Source organism: Chitinophaga sp. CF118, assembly GCF_900112615.1.
Classification (GTDB): domain Bacteria; phylum Bacteroidota; class Bacteroidia; order Chitinophagales; family Chitinophagaceae; genus Chitinophaga.
The window spans coordinates 214,154-228,332 of sequence record NZ_FOMK01000001.1 but is presented as its reverse complement, the minus strand read 5'-3'; the positions used below and the strand labels follow the sequence as shown (position 1 = coordinate 228,332).

The window sequence follows — 14,179 nt, the reverse complement described above, 5'->3', positions numbered from 1 at the left end:
AACAAGTATATGAATAGTATCTGCCTATATCATGACTATACTCATGGTATAGGCAATGTACCTTTATTTAGACTTAATGTAATTCCACCTGCTTTTCGTAGTCATATTTAGCATACTTTTTTTGATTTTTCTTGGCTGCATTTAATTGAATAAATTCATTCCTTACATAAAGTTTAAGCCAGAGTTCGGGATTGGTATGAAAGAAATGACCAAACTTCATTGCCAGTTCAGTATTGAATTTCCTTTCTCCGTTCATATACTTTTTCAAATTTGCATCAGAACTATCAATATTGACAGCAAATTTCTTAAAGGATAGATTAAGTACTTTGAGAAATTCTGAAAGAAAAGCTTCTAATGAAATGTATTTCTCCGATTTTTTGTCCTCGTTGTCCAGATACTCTTCCATTCTGTATTGTATCGCCAACAGTTCATTCTTAATTTTTCTTGACTCAGTTCTTTGGGCTACATGTGCTTTGAAATGAGCTGCTGTTTTTGCTGCAAGTTCAGGAGAATCTTCTTTTGGATTTTCCGACCCGATCAAAACATCAAAATCCTCTTTCTGGATTTTTTTGCTTGTTTTCATATTAATCAGATTTTTGATTATTATAAATAATTAAGCACGCTTTCCTTCATATTGTGGGTACTTAAACTTTGGATGATTTTACACTAAGTTACGAATATAGTTGTACAATTTGTACAACTATTCCAAATATTCAGCAAAAAATAAGGGCTGATGAAAAATCAGCCCTTACACTTATTTTAAAAACCGTTCACTTACTATCAGGTCTTTGCTGCCCTTCTCATACTTATAAAATCCTTCCCCGCTTTTAGCCCCCATATATCCTGCTGTTACCATATTAACCAACAATGGACAAGGAGCATATTTTGGATTACCGAAACCATCATGTAATACGTTCAGGATAGAAAGACATACATCCAGTCCGATAAAATCTGCTAGCTGTAATGGTCCCATGGGATGCGCCATTCCCAGTTTCATTACCGTATCTATTTCAGCTACATTGGCTACTCCTTCATAGAGGGAATAAATAGCTTCATTGATCATGGGCATGAGGATGCGGTTGGCAATAAAGCCGGGATAATCATTCACCACGCAGGGTACTTTACCTAGCTTTTCAGATAATTGAACAATTGTATCTGTTACCGTTTTTTCCGTAGCATATCCATTGATAATCTCCACCAGTTTCATCACCGGTACGGGATTCATGAAGTGCATGCCTATCACTTTCCCGGCGCGTTTTGTTACAGCAGCAATACGGGTGATAGAGATGGAAGAGGTATTGGTAGCTAAAATAGCAGTTGGTGGCGTATGCTGATCCAGCTCCTGGAAGATTTTAAGTTTAAGGGAGATGTTTTCAGTGGCAGCTTCCACAACCAGGTCTGCTGTTTTAACGCCGGAGGGCAGGTCTGTATAGGTAGTAATATTCTGCAGGGTTTGTGCTTTTCCCGCTGCTGTAATACTTTCTTTGGCCAGTTGCCTGTCAAGATTCTTTTCTATGGTTTGCAGCGCTTTTTCAAGTGCCGGGGCAGATACATCTACCAGGTTTACTTTAAAACCGTTTTGTGCAAATACGTGAGCGATACCATTTCCCATGGTACCGGAGCCGATGACTGCAATTTGTTGCATGGTGTATTGATTTTAATATCCGTAACCGTATTTCGAGTTACTGCTGTTTTTGAAGTCGCCCCGCTTCCAGGCCTGTATGAATTGTGCCCATGCCAGCGGATTGAGAATATTCTGGGGAGGCTGCTGTCCTGCATAATACAATGACTGCGCCTGTTTGTTGAGGTACATACTGGTGGCTTCACGTGCATCCGGCGGGGTATAGCGGGATAGCGCGCGTAAGCGGGCCTGTTGAGTATTCTGACGTGCTATTTCGTATTCATCATCCGGAATGTCCGAACTAACGAAGGCTTTATCGAATTCTTCCCGGGTAGGGTAGGGTTTGATGATAGTTACCGGCAGATAAGTGGTATCGTCTACCATCAGCTGGATCATCGAGTAATTGTTACCAGGTAGTGTAGCCGGAATTTTATAGTCCTTGCGTTTAAAACCGACTGCAGTGAAAGACAGCGTATCTCCTTTAAAAGCCACAATGGAGAACACCCCCTGAGTATTGGAAATGGTACCACGGTTCTGACCTCTTACGAGTATACTAACTGCGGGAATAGCCCGGAGACTGTCTGCAGTCATGGTAATACCGGAAATTTGTATGATACTGTCTTTAAACTGCGCGAATTGTGCTTTCAGCAGGAAAGGAAAAAACAGAGATGATAACAATATGTAGGTAATCTTCTTGTGCATGCCGGCTCTAAGATAAAGGATTTGTTGAAAATCTGTAGCATACAATTGTCTTCTAAACAATATAGATTGATGAATGGGAAGCTCATCAGCTAAAAGAACAAAAAGTATTGACAGTGGGAACAAATTAAGTCTCAATTGGGTTAACTTTGCAGTCTCGAATTAAAATTAACAACTATTTATGATCACTATAGAGCAGATTTTTAAGGCTTTGAGTAACGTGGAAGAGCCTGATCTGGGTAAAGATCTGGTAACCCTGAACATGGTGAAAGATGTTGAGGTAGACGGGAATAAGGTGAAATTTACGGTAGTGCTTACTACCCCGGCCTGCCCGTTGAAAGATCTGATCAGGAATGCCTGCGTAAATGCTATCCATCACCTGGTAAGCAAAGAGGCTGAGGTACATGTGAATATGACGGCCAATGTGAATTCTAACCGTAAGGATGGCAAAAGCGTACTGCCACATGTGAAGAATATCATTGTGGTAGCTTCCGGTAAGGGTGGTGTTGGTAAATCTACTGTTGCCTCTAACCTGGCGCTTGCCCTGTCTGAGGGTGGTGCAAAGGTAGGTCTGATGGATGCCGACATTTACGGTCCTTCCGTTCCTATTATGTTTGGTGTACGTGGTGAAAGACCAATGATGACCAATATAGATGGAAAAGGGATGATTGTACCTTTGGAAAAACATGGCATCAAACTGATGTCTATCGGGTTGCTGATAGATGAAAAACAGGCAGTTGTATGGCGTGGTCCTATGGCCAGCAGTGCACTGAAACAGTTTATTACTGATGTAAACTGGGGCGAACTGGATTACCTGGTGATAGATATGCCACCGGGAACCGGAGATATTCACCTGACACTGGTGCAAACAGTTCCAGTAACAGGTGCCGTAATGGTGACCACCCCTCAGGATGTGGCGCTGGCAGATGCTAAAAAGGGAATTGCTATGTTCAGTGGCGCTCAAATCAATGTGCCTATCATTGGACTGGTAGAGAACATGTCTTACTTCACACCGGCAGAACTGCCCAACAATAAGTATTACATTTTTGGTAAAGATGGCGGTAAACGCCTGGCGGCAGACCTGGAAATACCTTTACTGGGACAAATACCCCTTGTACAGAGTATCCGTGAAGGTGGTGATGATGGAGTACCGGCAATGATCAGCGGAGATGATGCTACAAAACTTGCCTTTATGGGTTTTGCCAGCCATGTTGCCCGCAGCGTTGCTATGCGGAATGCAAATGTACCTCCTACAAAGATTGTAGAAGTGTTCGTTTAAACTTAAATAACTATTTGCTATAAATAACATGGCCTGTATCGTACTTATGATACAGGCCATTTATTTATTTTTGATACGTCATCACCATATAAAGGGTTATAAGGTAAATGGTTTTCCTCCTACCATTACTTCTTGTCTTTCCTCATCAAAAGTTGCTTTCTGACCGGTACGGTAAGCCGCATTCGCCATGATCAGGGCTATTGAGTGAGAATAAGCCGCTTCAATCGGTGCATTCGTTGGTTTTCTATCTTTCACACACTGCATCCAGTTTCGCATATGTCCATTAGTCAGCGCATCTCCACCGGTATTGGCGCCGGTAGATACTTTACTTTCTGCAGATGCCAGCGTCATTTCAGGTAATAAATTCGCATGCATGCCCATTTCCTGTGCTTCACGTTCGGTAAGTCCACCGGTAGGACTGATCTTATTCTTATCGATATCAATCGTACCGCCATTAGAGTAGTACATTTCTTTGGTACCTCCGGCAGAATTAGAGAATCTGGAGCTATATGCTACCTGGAAACCGCTTTTAGGATCGTTTTCAGGACCATATTCAAATACGGCGGTCAGAGTATCGGCATTGGAGCGACCATCTTTCCACATATAAACGCCACCATTAGCGACTGCAGTACGGGGGTGTTTAAGCCCGCTGAACCAATGAACAGTATCGATCTGGTGTGTCATCCATTGACCAAAGATCCCGGAAGAATATGGCCAGAACAGGCGATATTCAAGATATTTCCGCGGATCCCAGCTGTCTGCCGGACGACCGGCCAGGAAACGTTTCCAGTCAGTATCCTGTTCCCTGATCTCTTTTAAGAGTTCCGGCCTGCGCCAGCGTCCCGGTTGGTTAACGTTCCATGTCATTTCCACCATAGTGATGGGACCGAATTTACCTGCTTTGATAAAATCATTGGCAGCATGGTAACTGGCGCCACTGCGACGCTGCGTACCTACCTGGAATATTTTGCCGGAAGCTTTTACTGCCTTAAGGGCATTACGTGCATCGTCCATTGTTTCTGCAAAAGGCTTCTCGCAGTATACGTCCATGCGGTTGCCAACAGCCTCAATGGTATGATATGCATGCTGGAAATCGGCGGTAGCAACGATTACAGCATCGAGATCTTTTATCTTGTATAGTTCATCATTATTGACACAGGCCTTGATATCGTGTCCTCCTTTTTGCTGAAGGAATGCCTGTCCTTCTTCCCGTCGCCTTTTCCAGATATCGGATACTGCGATGATGTCGAAGTTGAGTTCTTTGTTATTGTTATAAAAGCAGGGGAGTAGTGCCTGACGGGCGCGGTCAGAGAAGCCGACCAGCCCTACATTCACCCTGTCATTTGCCCCCATGATGCGGGCGTAACTGCTGGCGGGCATACCCATTGCACTGATGGTAACCCCGGTGCCGGCAAGTAATGATTGTTTCAGGAATTCACGACGTGATTTCATTTAGGTTAATTTTAATTATTTATAGGATGCTATAATCTGGTTACGGAGGTATTCTAAAGCGGGTTTCCCTTGGGTGGCCATATTATCCCAGCGGCACTCGAGACTGATCTTTCCCTGGAAACCAATATGATAAAGGGCTGCCATGTAAGGTTTGAAATCATCGCCAGCAGTACCGGGAGGAGTTCTTTTTTCTCTCTCTGCAATATGACAATGTACAAGGTTCCCTTTCGTTTTCTCTATAATGCTGGCAGGTTCATTTTCTTTGAGCATATGATAGATGTCTGCAGTGAGTTTGAAATGAGGATGGTTCACTGCATTTACAATATCATTGGCGTCTGACAGGCTATTGACAAAGTTTGTTTCTTTACTGTTCAGGTTTTCGATGGCTATTGTGCAGTTATAACGACCTGCTATCACGGCTATTTTGCGACATAACGCTATAAATTGCGTCCGGGCACTGTCGCGATTGGTACCATCCGGAATATGCCGGGCAGGTCCGCTTCCCAGTACTATCGTCGTGATCCCTGCTTTTTTTGCCCGCTGCATTACTTTTTCCACGTACGTAAGTACCTGATTTTCATTTACAGCTGGTCCGGTCAGTTTCATCGACGAGGGAAAGAAACTATTACAGTTTTCCAGTTTACAATGCATCTTACGTATCTGCTTAAGGTAAACCTGGAAGGTATCTTCCGGAATATCAGGAGATAAGATCTTGGTGACTGACTCTTCTATATAAGTAAATCCTTCAGCATGTAGCAGACTATCATTCCTGAAAGATGTAGTCATGCCAAGCATGGGTAACCGGGTTTGTGCATTCGATTGCAAAGCAACAAGGAATACACCGCAAAAGAGCCATCTGAGGTAGTTTTTCATCATAATTTTTTCATAAACGAGGAAGTCAAAAGTTAGGAACATTATTTAATAAATCCAAACAGGAGTATTATTGGTGGTGAGTTTATTCCCATGCCAGATAAGATCTTCCCGGTTGGCGAAGAGCCGGAAGTCCTTCACCAACCGGGATTAACAAAGGGCAGTTTGATTTTTTTGAGGTGCAGGGCGAAGTCCCGTACCCCCCATTTTTTGTGATGAGCGGAGCCCCGTCACAAAAAACGGAGGTTTTGATCAAAATAATCAAACCGGGCCACTACAAAGTACTAATGAATTTTAAAATCCAAATAAAATATCAGAACTTTAATTGAAGGATGGCGACCTATGGCTTTCAGACTGTAATATTTTGCTTTTTTTAAATGTAACCATGCATTGATTAAGTTTTACTTAACTTTGCGCCCCAAATTGATACTTTATGAACCGACAGGAATTGGTGAATCTGATAAAGGAGCGGCAATCTTATCTATGTGTTGGACTTGACACAGATCTTCATAAGATACCCCGTCACCTGCTTTCCTATCCAGACCCCGTATTTGCGTTTAACAAGGCTATTATTGATGCTACAAAAGACCTATGTGTGTCTTACAAGATTAATACTGCTTTTTATGAATGCATGGGCATCCGTGGCTGGGAAACACTACAACGTACCGTTGAGTATATTCCTTCCGGTATGTTTACCATTGCTGATGCCAAACGCGGGGATATTGGCAACACCTCTACCCAATACGCCAAAACGTTCTTCGAAACATATCAGTTCGATGCAGTAACCGTAGCTCCTTACATGGGGCGTGACAGTGTACTGCCTTTCCTTTCTTTTCATGAAAAGTGGACTATCATGCTGGGCCTTACTTCCAATGAAGGCAACAGTGATTTCCAGATGCTTCAATCGGGCGATGAATACCTCTATGAAAAGGTGCTTAAAGCCGGTATGAGCTGGGGTACACCAGAGAATCTGATGTTTGTGATAGGTGCTACCAATGATGCAAGTCAGCTGGCACATATCCGTCAACTGGTACCTGATCATTTCTTCCTGGTGCCTGGTGTAGGAGCACAGGGAGGCAGCCTGCAGGAAATTTCTGCCAATGCCATGAACAAAGACTGCGGCCTGCTGATAAATGCCAGCCGTTCCATTATCTATGCGGGTAATGGTGAAGATTTTGCACAGGATGCCCGTATCGCAGCCCAGGAATTGCAGCGGGAAATGGCAGAATATCTTGAAGGGGCATTAGCCGACAGATAACCTGACCTCGTTAATCATAATAATAAAAGTGAGGCTGCATACTTTTGGTGCAGCCTCACTTTTTAGTATATTACAGCATAACGTGTTCCACATGCTGAAAGACTTGTTTCAATCCCCCGACTATTTTCAGGTAGATGACCTGCTAACTGCAGAACACCTGCTGGTGCGCGATACAGTGCGCCAATGGGTAAAAAAAGAAATTTCCCCCATCATTGAAGATGCCTGTCAGCAGGCTACTTTCCCCAGCCAGATTATCAAAGGACTAGGTGAACTGGGTTGTTTTGGTCCTACTATTCCGCAGGAATATGGCGGAGGAGGAATGGATCATATTGCATATGGACTTATGATGCAGGAGCTGGAAAGAGGCGACAGTGGCGTCCGTTCTACAGCATCCGTACAGGGATCGCTGGTAATGTATCCCATCTTTACTTTTGGTAGTGAGGAACAGAAAAGGAAATTCCTACCCAAACTGGCTTCAGGAGAATGGATGGGGTGTTTCGGCCTAACAGAACCAGATCATGGTTCCGACCCTTCCAGCATGATCACAAATTTCCGCGATGCCGGAGATGATTATGTTGTGCTGAATGGTGCTAAAATGTGGATTTCCAACGCGCCATTTGCACAAATAGCTGTAGTATGGGCCAAAGATGAAGCTGGTGTAATACGTGGTATTATTGTGGAGAGAGGAATGGAAGGATTCACTACCCCCGAAACCAAAGGGAAGTGGAGCCTGCGGGCAAGCGCAACCGGCGAACTGGTATTCGACAATGTAAAAGTTCCCAAAGCAAATATTCTTCCCAATGTAAAGGGACTAAAAGGCCCGTTAAGTTGTCTTTCTTCTGCCCGCTATGGTATTGCCTGGGGAGTAGTAGGTGCTGCGATGGATTGCTATGATGCGGCATTGCGTTATTCAAAGGAGCGGATTCAATTTGACAAGCCCATAGGGGCTTTTCAGCTTACACAGAAAAAACTGGCAGAAATGATCACTGAGATCACAAAGGCTCAATTGATGAACTGGCGGCTGGGAGTATTGAAAAACGAAGGCAAAGCCACTCCTGCACAGATATCTATGGCGAAGCGTAATTCCTGCGAAATTGCTACTAAAATAGCCAGGGATGCCAGGTCTATGCTGGGTGGTATGGGTATCACCGGCGAATATCCCATCATGCGCCATATGATGAACCTGGAAAGTGTGATCACTTACGAAGGTACACATGAAATCCATCTGCTGATTACAGGGCAGGACATTACTGGTTTAGATGCCTTCCATTAAACATGATGAAGTTTTTAGTATTCTTTCTTCTTATTTCTGTTAATATTTCTGCACAGCGCCTGATGGTTTTCGAAGGAAAAGCACAGGGCACTTACTATATTGTGAAATATCTTTCTGCAGATACGACTTCACTGCAGCATCCGATTGATTCAATCTTCTCAGCTATTGATCAGTCGTTGTCTCTTTATAAACCCGGTTCACTCATCAACCGTTTTAATGCAGGGCATAAAATAAAGATGGATATACACATGCGTGCTGTTGTAGAAAAGTCTTTATGGATCAGTAAAATCACCTCAGGTGCTTTTGATATTACAGTGAAACCGCTGGTAGATTTATGGGGATTCGGTGTTCATCGTCCTGCTGTGCAGACAGTACCATCTGCGGATACATTGCGACAGGTACTGCGGCATGTGGGATATCATCATTTACAAATAAAAGGAAACTGGTTAATTAAGCGGGAGGCTGGTGTGGAAATAGATTGTGATGGCATTGCACAGGGATATACTTCTGATGTGCTGGCCCGTTTTCTGGAACAACGGGGAATCATGAATTATCTGGTGGATGTGGGAGGAGAGTTATGTAGTAAAGGGCATAACCAGCATGATAAGATCTGGACAGTAGGAATAGAACGACCAGGAGAGGATGATCCGGTACAGGCAATCCTGCAGTTACCCAACAGGGCTATTACCACCAGTGGCAATTACCGTCGCTTTTTTGATCAGGGAGGTACCCGCTTTGCACATACTATTGACCCGGTAAGCGGACAAGCATTACACAGCAATATTATCAGTGTAACTGTTATTGCCGGAGATGCTATAACAGCAGATGGTTTTGATAATGCGCTGATCTTAATGGGAGTAGATAAGGCGATGACATTCATTAAACAATATCCGCAATACGGACTGGAAGTTTACTTTATTTATAAAGATACGGATGGTACTATCAAAGAGCAGTTTTCCCCAGGCTTTGAAAAGTTATTGGTGCATTAATAAAAGAGGGGGGCTGTGCTCGTCCCCCCTGATTTGGTTTTATAGAATATGTGGGAAATTAATTGATGTGCAGCCTCAGACCCACATTGGCCTGTACTACATTATAGTTGGTAATTTCCTGTATTTTATAAGGAGAATAAGTGTATTGTATACTGGCGTTAAACAACAACGGAGAACCTTGTCCAAAAGGGATGTTGATCCCTACCTCTGGTGTCGCCATAAATTGCCATCCGGTATATTTGTCAGAAAATTCTCCGTAATATTTATTGTATTCCATATTAGCCGCACCGGCACCTAATCCTACATATGGTATTACTTTAGCATCAGGCTTAGTTAACTGATATTGTACTGTGGCCAGGATAGGCACTACCTGTAAAGTACGGGTTTGTACAGCAGATATTTCACCACCTTTTATAGGATAGACAGCGCGCGGCAGTTTCTGAAAAAACTCCTGATAACCTGATCTTATTCCAATTGCCAGTTGATCATTCAGTTGGTATTGCAGTCCGGCTCTCCAGCCACGGAAGCTGGTTTTATCAGTATAATCCTTCAGTGAGCCGAGCGGCTGTGCGATGGAATAATCAACATTTACAGATAATGGGGAGCGCATTTGTGCTGAGGCACTTTGCACGCCCATGAAGGCTATCATCATCAGTATCCAATTCTTTAAACTTTTCATCTGTATTCTATTTTAATTAGAAGTTTTTAAATAGGTAGACTGTGCAAATACTGCTGTAACCATGGAGTCTACATTATTTATATTCCATACACCGGAGCCGCGAAGCATTGCATTCCAAATGGCCACCAGTTGATTGTTTTTTGGATTTTTCAGATCTATGAGATCTATAGAAACAGCTCTTTCCTTTTGATACACCTGGTAGTAAGAAGGCCAGTAATATCCATAACCGCCATACCCCCAGTAAAACGGATCATAGTACCCCCCAATGCCGCTCCAGTAACCGGGATCGTAGTAAACCGAGCTGTAGGTATTATCAATACGCGTCAGGTTCACTGCAAGGTCCGGCTTACCTGTTCTGGCTATCAGTTTATAACCTTTTGCAACCATTGCTGCCGAGACATCTGCAATCAATTTTTTATCATAATCTGTTAACTCCCGCCTATCATTGCTTGTATTGCTGATCACCGCCACAGAATCAGCTATGCTAAAGGTGGCGTAAGTTGTAAAATCAACACTGTCTGCGCGATTTGTAACGTAGATTCGGGATTCCTCATCTGTCATATTTTTCAGCGGGTCCTTACTGCAACTACTGATAGACGCTGTTAGTATCAGTGATGCACTCATTAAATACATGACTCTTTTCATATTCACGGGTTTTATTAATTGCTGTTTCCGGGCAGGTAAGGGGAGAGGGACGTGGGTTCTTGCTGATCTATTTACAACAGGAAATGTGCCATAATTGTAATAGTTATTTACAAGGCATGACACGGTTATAAAACGTAGTTAATTGGGGGATGTTACAGCAAATAGGCCTGGGAAGTGTTAAGATCTTCCTAAAGTCAGTTATTAGCTCAAAATGGATTTTTGTGATAGTATTTCTCTTAACTGAAGGGGAGAGGTAAAATGCACGCCTTCTATGCCACAGGCTGCAGCTCCTGCTATATTGCGCTGATTATCATCAATAAACAGGGTGGCTTGTGCATCAATGTTATACCGGGTTAACAGCAGTTCATAAAATTCTGCCTGAGGCTTACGCATTTTTTCCCTGCCGGATACAACAATACCGTCGAACCACTGCAAAAAAGGATAAAATAGCAGAGCCAGCGGAAATGTTTCGTTAGACCAGTTAGTTAACGCATAAAGTTTAAAACGGTTGCTTTCTTTTAATGTACGCAGGATATTTACAGTGTCTTCGATCGGACCACCGAGCATTTCTTTCCAACGTCCGTAAAAAGCACGGATATGTGCTTCATATTCCGGATGTTGAATGATCAGCATTTCGGTAGCTTCCTGCAAACTTCTACCGGCATCCTGTTCTTCATTCCAGTCTGATGTACAGATATTTTCAAGGAAAAAGTCTGTCTCTTCCGGCGTGGCAAATATTTTACTATAGAGATACCGGGGATTCCAATCTATTAATACAGCACCAAGATCGAATACCAGATTGGAATATTTTTTAGCAGCATCAGTGTTCATGAATATAAAGATAGTGCATTTTATAAATTATGGAAAAATATAAATTGAGTTATGGTTTTTCTTTCTGCATATCCCGGATCATGCGGAAAACCTATGAAAGGTCATATACAGGAGCCTGTAAGATGGTATCCACCCGGTTTCAGGATATAATATTTTCCTTTTTCCAGGCAGGTAGTCAGATAGGCGTTCGTTTGCCAGGCATTGACATAGGTAATCTGTAACAGTGGATTATCATTAACATCAATTAATAAGTTGATGTTAATGAGATAATTGTATACTTAACAGGCCTCAATAAGAAGGGGATTCAACGGAAATTATGAATTAAATTTGTTCATTATCAAAAACAATCTATTTTTGCAACCGCTTCAGAGCTGCGGAGGTGGCGAAATTGGTAGACGCGCTACTTTGAGGTGGTAGTGCCTGAAAGGGCTTGGGAGTTCGAATCTCCTCTTCCGCACTTAACGATTTAAACCCGCCTTATTGGCGGGTTTTTCGTTTTTATAAATTACCAGGATCCAATACGCATTCCCTATACGAAATCTTCATTATTAGTGATCAATCTTCAATAAAACCGGTAATTGAGCCCCAGGGCTGGAAGTGCTTCCTCTAATGAATACTGCCAGTTAAATTAAAATGCAGTACTCAGTGAAAAATCACTATATTTTCATTACTCCTTTATTATTCATAAAGACTTTACTCATTAAGTTATATAATTTTTAATTCATATATTTGCAGATAAATTAATTCTAATAAACTATGAAATTTTCAATCGGTTTGCCCCTCATCGCAATCGTTTGCATGTTAGCCGTGTTTCAGGTTTCTGTTTCTTCATGTGGTAAGGACGAAACTATTAAGTATGATACAGTTACGGTAAGAGATACTCTTATTGTAAGGGACACAATTACTTTAAAAGATACTGCTATTACACTTGAACTGATTACCAGCACTCCATGGAAACTCCAGGAAATCAGAGGTGTTAATGACAACACTCCTTATTACTATCTAAGAGGTGGATCTTCAAACACCCAGAGTTTCGATCATGAGTATATCACTTTCAAGACAGATATGACAGGTGTTTACACCGATGAAGGAGGAACTGGAACTCCAATGACATGGAAGTTTGTGAATGCAGCAAAAACCATTATGACTTACACTATTCCCTTCCCTTCCGGTACAGTAGTTGATACCCTGGAACATCTTACCTATAAGAATGGTGGAATCAGATATGGAGAATATTTCTATGATCCTAATGGTGGTCGTCACGTTCATTCTGAAGCAATCAGAATTCCTAAGAATGCAACTTCAAACATAAACCTGAGATTAGATCAATAAATTTTTTTGTAAAAAGAGAGCCTGTATCCGGAGTAGGGTACAGGCTCTCTTTTTTACTTACGCAGTAATATCCTGAAGGTAGTCCCCTTATTTTGTTCAGATGATTTTATCGTCAACCGTCCTTTATGATAGTCTTCTATAATCCGTTTGGCCAGAGACAATCCTAAACCCCAACCGCGTTTTTTAGTACTGAACCCAGGTTTGAACACTTTTTCGATGTTCGCTTTAGGAATGCCTTTACCCGTATCTGTGATATCTATAATGATATGGGCAGGATAACTCTCAATATAAATATCGATGGCTCCTTTTCCTTCCATTGAATCCAGTGCGTTCTTAAGCAGGTTTTCTATTACCCAGTCGAATAATGAAGGAGAGATCATGGCAGGAATCTCGTTTTCCTGGGTATGCATGGTAAAGAGTACTTTCTGTGGAGCTCTTTTGCGGATATACTGCATCATAGCCTCCACCTGATGGATCACATCCTTTTCTTCCAGATGGGGTACGCTGCCTATTTTAGAGAATCTTTCGGTAATAAGTTTAAGGCGGTCCACATCTTTGCGCAGCTCTGTTGCTACCATTTCATTCCCTTCACTTTCTTTCAGGAGTTCTATCCAGGCCTCAATGGAAGACAACGGTGTGCCCAGTTGGTGAGCTGTTTCCTTGGCCATGCCTACCCATAGGAGATTCTGTGTAGCACGGTTGGAGCTGGAAAGGGCTATCAGTACCAGGAAGATAAAGAAAGACACTACTACCAGTTGAATATAGGGGTAATAGCGTACTTGTTTCAGAATAAGGGAATCTCCGTAATAAATGTAATTATAAAGGTTATTTTTCCCATCAATCTCCATAACAAAGGGAGGATGTTGTTTTTTGAAGATATCCAGTTGCTCCCGCATGTAATCAGGGTCCCGGGAAATACTGGTGGTATCGAGATTCCTGGAATCAATAATTTCGCCCGTTTTATTGGTGATAATAACGGGAATGGAAGTATTATTGGTGATAATTTCGGCTGCAAGGTTGATGTTGGCTTCATCAGAAGCCTGTAATAATTCACGGTTGGCGGCTACCCAGGTAGCTACCTTTTTTGTTTCTTCTTCTTCGATTTTGCTGGCCAGGCTGCTAACATACCATATAGTTCCCACAATGATAATCACTGCCGTAGATACCAGTACGAATTTCCAGCCAATAAACTTTTTAAACATACCAGCATCTAAATTAAGCATATTGTGCAATTAGTATAAGCATCGATCT

At 42.3% G+C, this 14,179-nt stretch carries 15 protein-coding genes and 1 tRNA gene; 7 read left to right on the top strand and 9 right to left on the bottom strand.

Translation table 11 applies throughout. The features are described 5' to 3' along the window. Positions 1 to 73: 73 nt before the first annotated feature. The 3 genes from BM176_RS00760 to BM176_RS00750 form a co-directional block, all read right to left on the bottom strand. Entirely contained in the window at positions 74 to 583 is a 510-nt protein-coding gene (locus BM176_RS00760; protein WP_090098586.1) for a helix-turn-helix transcriptional regulator, read from the bottom strand. A gap of 171 nt (positions 584 to 754) precedes the next feature. Continuing rightward, positions 755 to 1,645: a 3-hydroxyacyl-CoA dehydrogenase family protein gene (locus tag BM176_RS00755; RefSeq protein ID WP_090098582.1), complete on the bottom strand. Its 891-nt coding sequence runs from the start codon at positions 1,643 to 1,645 to the stop codon at positions 755 to 757. Between the two features lie 12 nt (positions 1,646 to 1,657). After that, positions 1,658 to 2,323, bottom strand: coding sequence for a carboxypeptidase-like regulatory domain-containing protein (locus BM176_RS00750; protein ID WP_090098580.1), 666 nt, complete (start codon positions 2,321 to 2,323; stop codon positions 1,658 to 1,660). 178 nt (positions 2,324 to 2,501) lie between these two features. On the opposite strand from BM176_RS00750, the gene BM176_RS00745 reads away from it, so the two are divergent. After that, the gene (locus BM176_RS00745; protein ID WP_090098578.1) at positions 2,502 to 3,599 is read left to right on the top strand and encodes an Mrp/NBP35 family ATP-binding protein; all 1,098 of its coding nucleotides are present in this window, start codon (positions 2,502 to 2,504) and stop codon (positions 3,597 to 3,599) included. Positions 3,600 to 3,695: 96 nt separating this feature from the next. Here the strand turns inward: BM176_RS00745 and BM176_RS00740 are convergent, their stop codons facing one another. Both BM176_RS00740 and BM176_RS00735 read right to left on the bottom strand, forming a co-directional pair. Continuing rightward, the gene (locus tag BM176_RS00740; protein ID WP_090098576.1) at positions 3,696 to 5,051 is read right to left on the bottom strand and encodes a Gfo/Idh/MocA family protein; all 1,356 of its coding nucleotides are present in this window, start codon (positions 5,049 to 5,051) and stop codon (positions 3,696 to 3,698) included. Between the two features lie 15 nt (positions 5,052 to 5,066). Further along, entirely contained in the window at positions 5,067 to 5,927 is an 861-nt protein-coding gene (locus tag BM176_RS00735) for a sugar phosphate isomerase/epimerase family protein (protein ID WP_177230260.1), read from the bottom strand. A gap of 427 nt (positions 5,928 to 6,354) precedes the next feature. On the opposite strand from BM176_RS00735, the gene pyrF reads away from it, so the two are divergent. From pyrF to BM176_RS00720, 3 genes are all read left to right on the top strand, one after another. After that, complete coding sequence (gene pyrF / locus BM176_RS00730; RefSeq protein WP_090098572.1) at positions 6,355 to 7,179, top strand: orotidine-5'-phosphate decarboxylase; 825 nt, start codon at positions 6,355 to 6,357, stop codon at positions 7,177 to 7,179. Positions 7,180 to 7,270: 91 nt separating this feature from the next. Then, the gene (locus tag BM176_RS00725) at positions 7,271 to 8,452 is read left to right on the top strand and encodes an acyl-CoA dehydrogenase family protein (RefSeq protein ID WP_090098569.1); all 1,182 of its coding nucleotides are present in this window, start codon (positions 7,271 to 7,273) and stop codon (positions 8,450 to 8,452) included. A gap of 2 nt (positions 8,453 to 8,454) precedes the next feature. After that, positions 8,455 to 9,441 (top strand): FAD:protein FMN transferase, encoded by a 987-nt coding sequence (locus BM176_RS00720; RefSeq protein ID WP_090098567.1) that lies wholly within the window; start codon positions 8,455 to 8,457, stop codon positions 9,439 to 9,441. Positions 9,442 to 9,499: 58 nt separating this feature from the next. Here the strand turns inward: BM176_RS00720 and BM176_RS00715 are convergent, their stop codons facing one another. From BM176_RS00715 to BM176_RS00705, 3 genes are all read right to left on the bottom strand, one after another. Next, positions 9,500 to 10,120: an outer membrane beta-barrel protein gene (locus BM176_RS00715; RefSeq protein WP_090098565.1), complete on the bottom strand. Its 621-nt coding sequence runs from the start codon at positions 10,118 to 10,120 to the stop codon at positions 9,500 to 9,502. A gap of 12 nt (positions 10,121 to 10,132) precedes the next feature. Beyond that, a complete protein-coding gene (locus BM176_RS00710) occupies positions 10,133 to 10,765 on the bottom strand; it encodes a DUF4136 domain-containing protein (RefSeq protein ID WP_090098563.1) in 633 nt (210 codons plus the stop codon). A 201-nt stretch (positions 10,766 to 10,966) separates the two neighbouring features. After that, positions 10,967 to 11,596 carry an HAD family hydrolase gene (locus tag BM176_RS00705; protein WP_090098561.1) on the bottom strand — a complete coding sequence of 210 codons (630 nt, stop codon included), beginning with the start codon at positions 11,594 to 11,596 and terminating at the stop codon, positions 10,967 to 10,969. A gap of 29 nt (positions 11,597 to 11,625) precedes the next feature. Between BM176_RS00705 and BM176_RS00700 the strand changes: the two genes are divergently transcribed. The 3 genes from BM176_RS00700 (at position 11,626) to BM176_RS00690 (ending at position 12,928) form a co-directional block, all read left to right on the top strand. Beyond that, positions 11,626 to 11,817, top strand: a complete 192-nt coding sequence (locus BM176_RS00700; RefSeq protein ID WP_090098559.1) for a hypothetical protein — start codon at positions 11,626 to 11,628, stop codon at positions 11,815 to 11,817. Positions 11,818 to 11,969: 152 nt separating this feature from the next. Next, a tRNA-Leu gene (locus BM176_RS00695) sits at positions 11,970 to 12,053 on the top strand. Between the two features lie 299 nt (positions 12,054 to 12,352). Next, positions 12,353 to 12,928, top strand: a complete 576-nt coding sequence (locus BM176_RS00690; protein ID WP_143097665.1) for a hypothetical protein — start codon at positions 12,353 to 12,355, stop codon at positions 12,926 to 12,928. Between the two features lie 53 nt (positions 12,929 to 12,981). Here BM176_RS00690 and BM176_RS00685 read toward each other — a convergent pair whose 3' ends face one another. Continuing rightward, positions 12,982 to 14,151 (bottom strand): sensor histidine kinase, encoded by a 1,170-nt coding sequence (locus tag BM176_RS00685; protein WP_255373394.1) that lies wholly within the window; start codon positions 14,149 to 14,151, stop codon positions 12,982 to 12,984. Between the last annotated feature and the right edge of the window lie 28 nt (positions 14,152 to 14,179).

Bases quoted from the DNA above. Each gene is read 5' to 3' on its own strand.
- BM176_RS00750 (WP_090098580.1), bottom strand. From the start codon at position 2,323: ATGCACAAGAAGATTACCTACATATTGTTATCATCTCTGTTTTTTCCT.
- BM176_RS00740 (WP_090098576.1), bottom strand. From the start codon at position 5,051: ATGAAATCACGTCGTGAATTCCTGAAACAATCATTACTTGCCGGCACC.
- pyrF (WP_090098572.1), top strand. From the start codon at position 6,355: ATGAACCGACAGGAATTGGTGAATCTGATAAAGGAGCGGCAATCTTAT.
- BM176_RS00705 (WP_090098561.1), bottom strand. From the start codon at position 11,596: ATGAACACTGATGCTGCTAAAAAATATTCCAATCTGGTATTCGATCTT.
- BM176_RS00685 (WP_255373394.1), bottom strand. From the start codon at position 14,151: ATGCTTAATTTAGATGCTGGTATGTTTAAAAAGTTTATTGGCTGGAAA.
- BM176_RS00755 (WP_090098582.1), bottom strand. From the start codon at position 1,645: ATGCAACAAATTGCAGTCATCGGCTCCGGTACCATGGGAAATGGTATC.
- BM176_RS00720 (WP_090098567.1), top strand. From the start codon at position 8,455: ATGATGAAGTTTTTAGTATTCTTTCTTCTTATTTCTGTTAATATTTCT.
- BM176_RS00690 (WP_143097665.1), top strand. From the start codon at position 12,353: ATGAAATTTTCAATCGGTTTGCCCCTCATCGCAATCGTTTGCATGTTA.
- BM176_RS00735 (WP_177230260.1), bottom strand. From the start codon at position 5,927: ATGATGAAAAACTACCTCAGATGGCTCTTTTGCGGTGTATTCCTTGTT.
- BM176_RS00745 (WP_090098578.1), top strand. From the start codon at position 2,502: ATGATCACTATAGAGCAGATTTTTAAGGCTTTGAGTAACGTGGAAGAG.
- BM176_RS00700 (WP_090098559.1), top strand. From the start codon at position 11,626: ATGGAAAAATATAAATTGAGTTATGGTTTTTCTTTCTGCATATCCCGG.
- BM176_RS00725 (WP_090098569.1), top strand. From the start codon at position 7,271: ATGCTGAAAGACTTGTTTCAATCCCCCGACTATTTTCAGGTAGATGAC.
- BM176_RS00760 (WP_090098586.1), bottom strand. From the start codon at position 583: ATGAAAACAAGCAAAAAAATCCAGAAAGAGGATTTTGATGTTTTGATC.
- BM176_RS00710 (WP_090098563.1), bottom strand. From the start codon at position 10,765: ATGAAAAGAGTCATGTATTTAATGAGTGCATCACTGATACTAACAGCG.
- BM176_RS00715 (WP_090098565.1), bottom strand. From the start codon at position 10,120: ATGAAAAGTTTAAAGAATTGGATACTGATGATGATAGCCTTCATGGGC.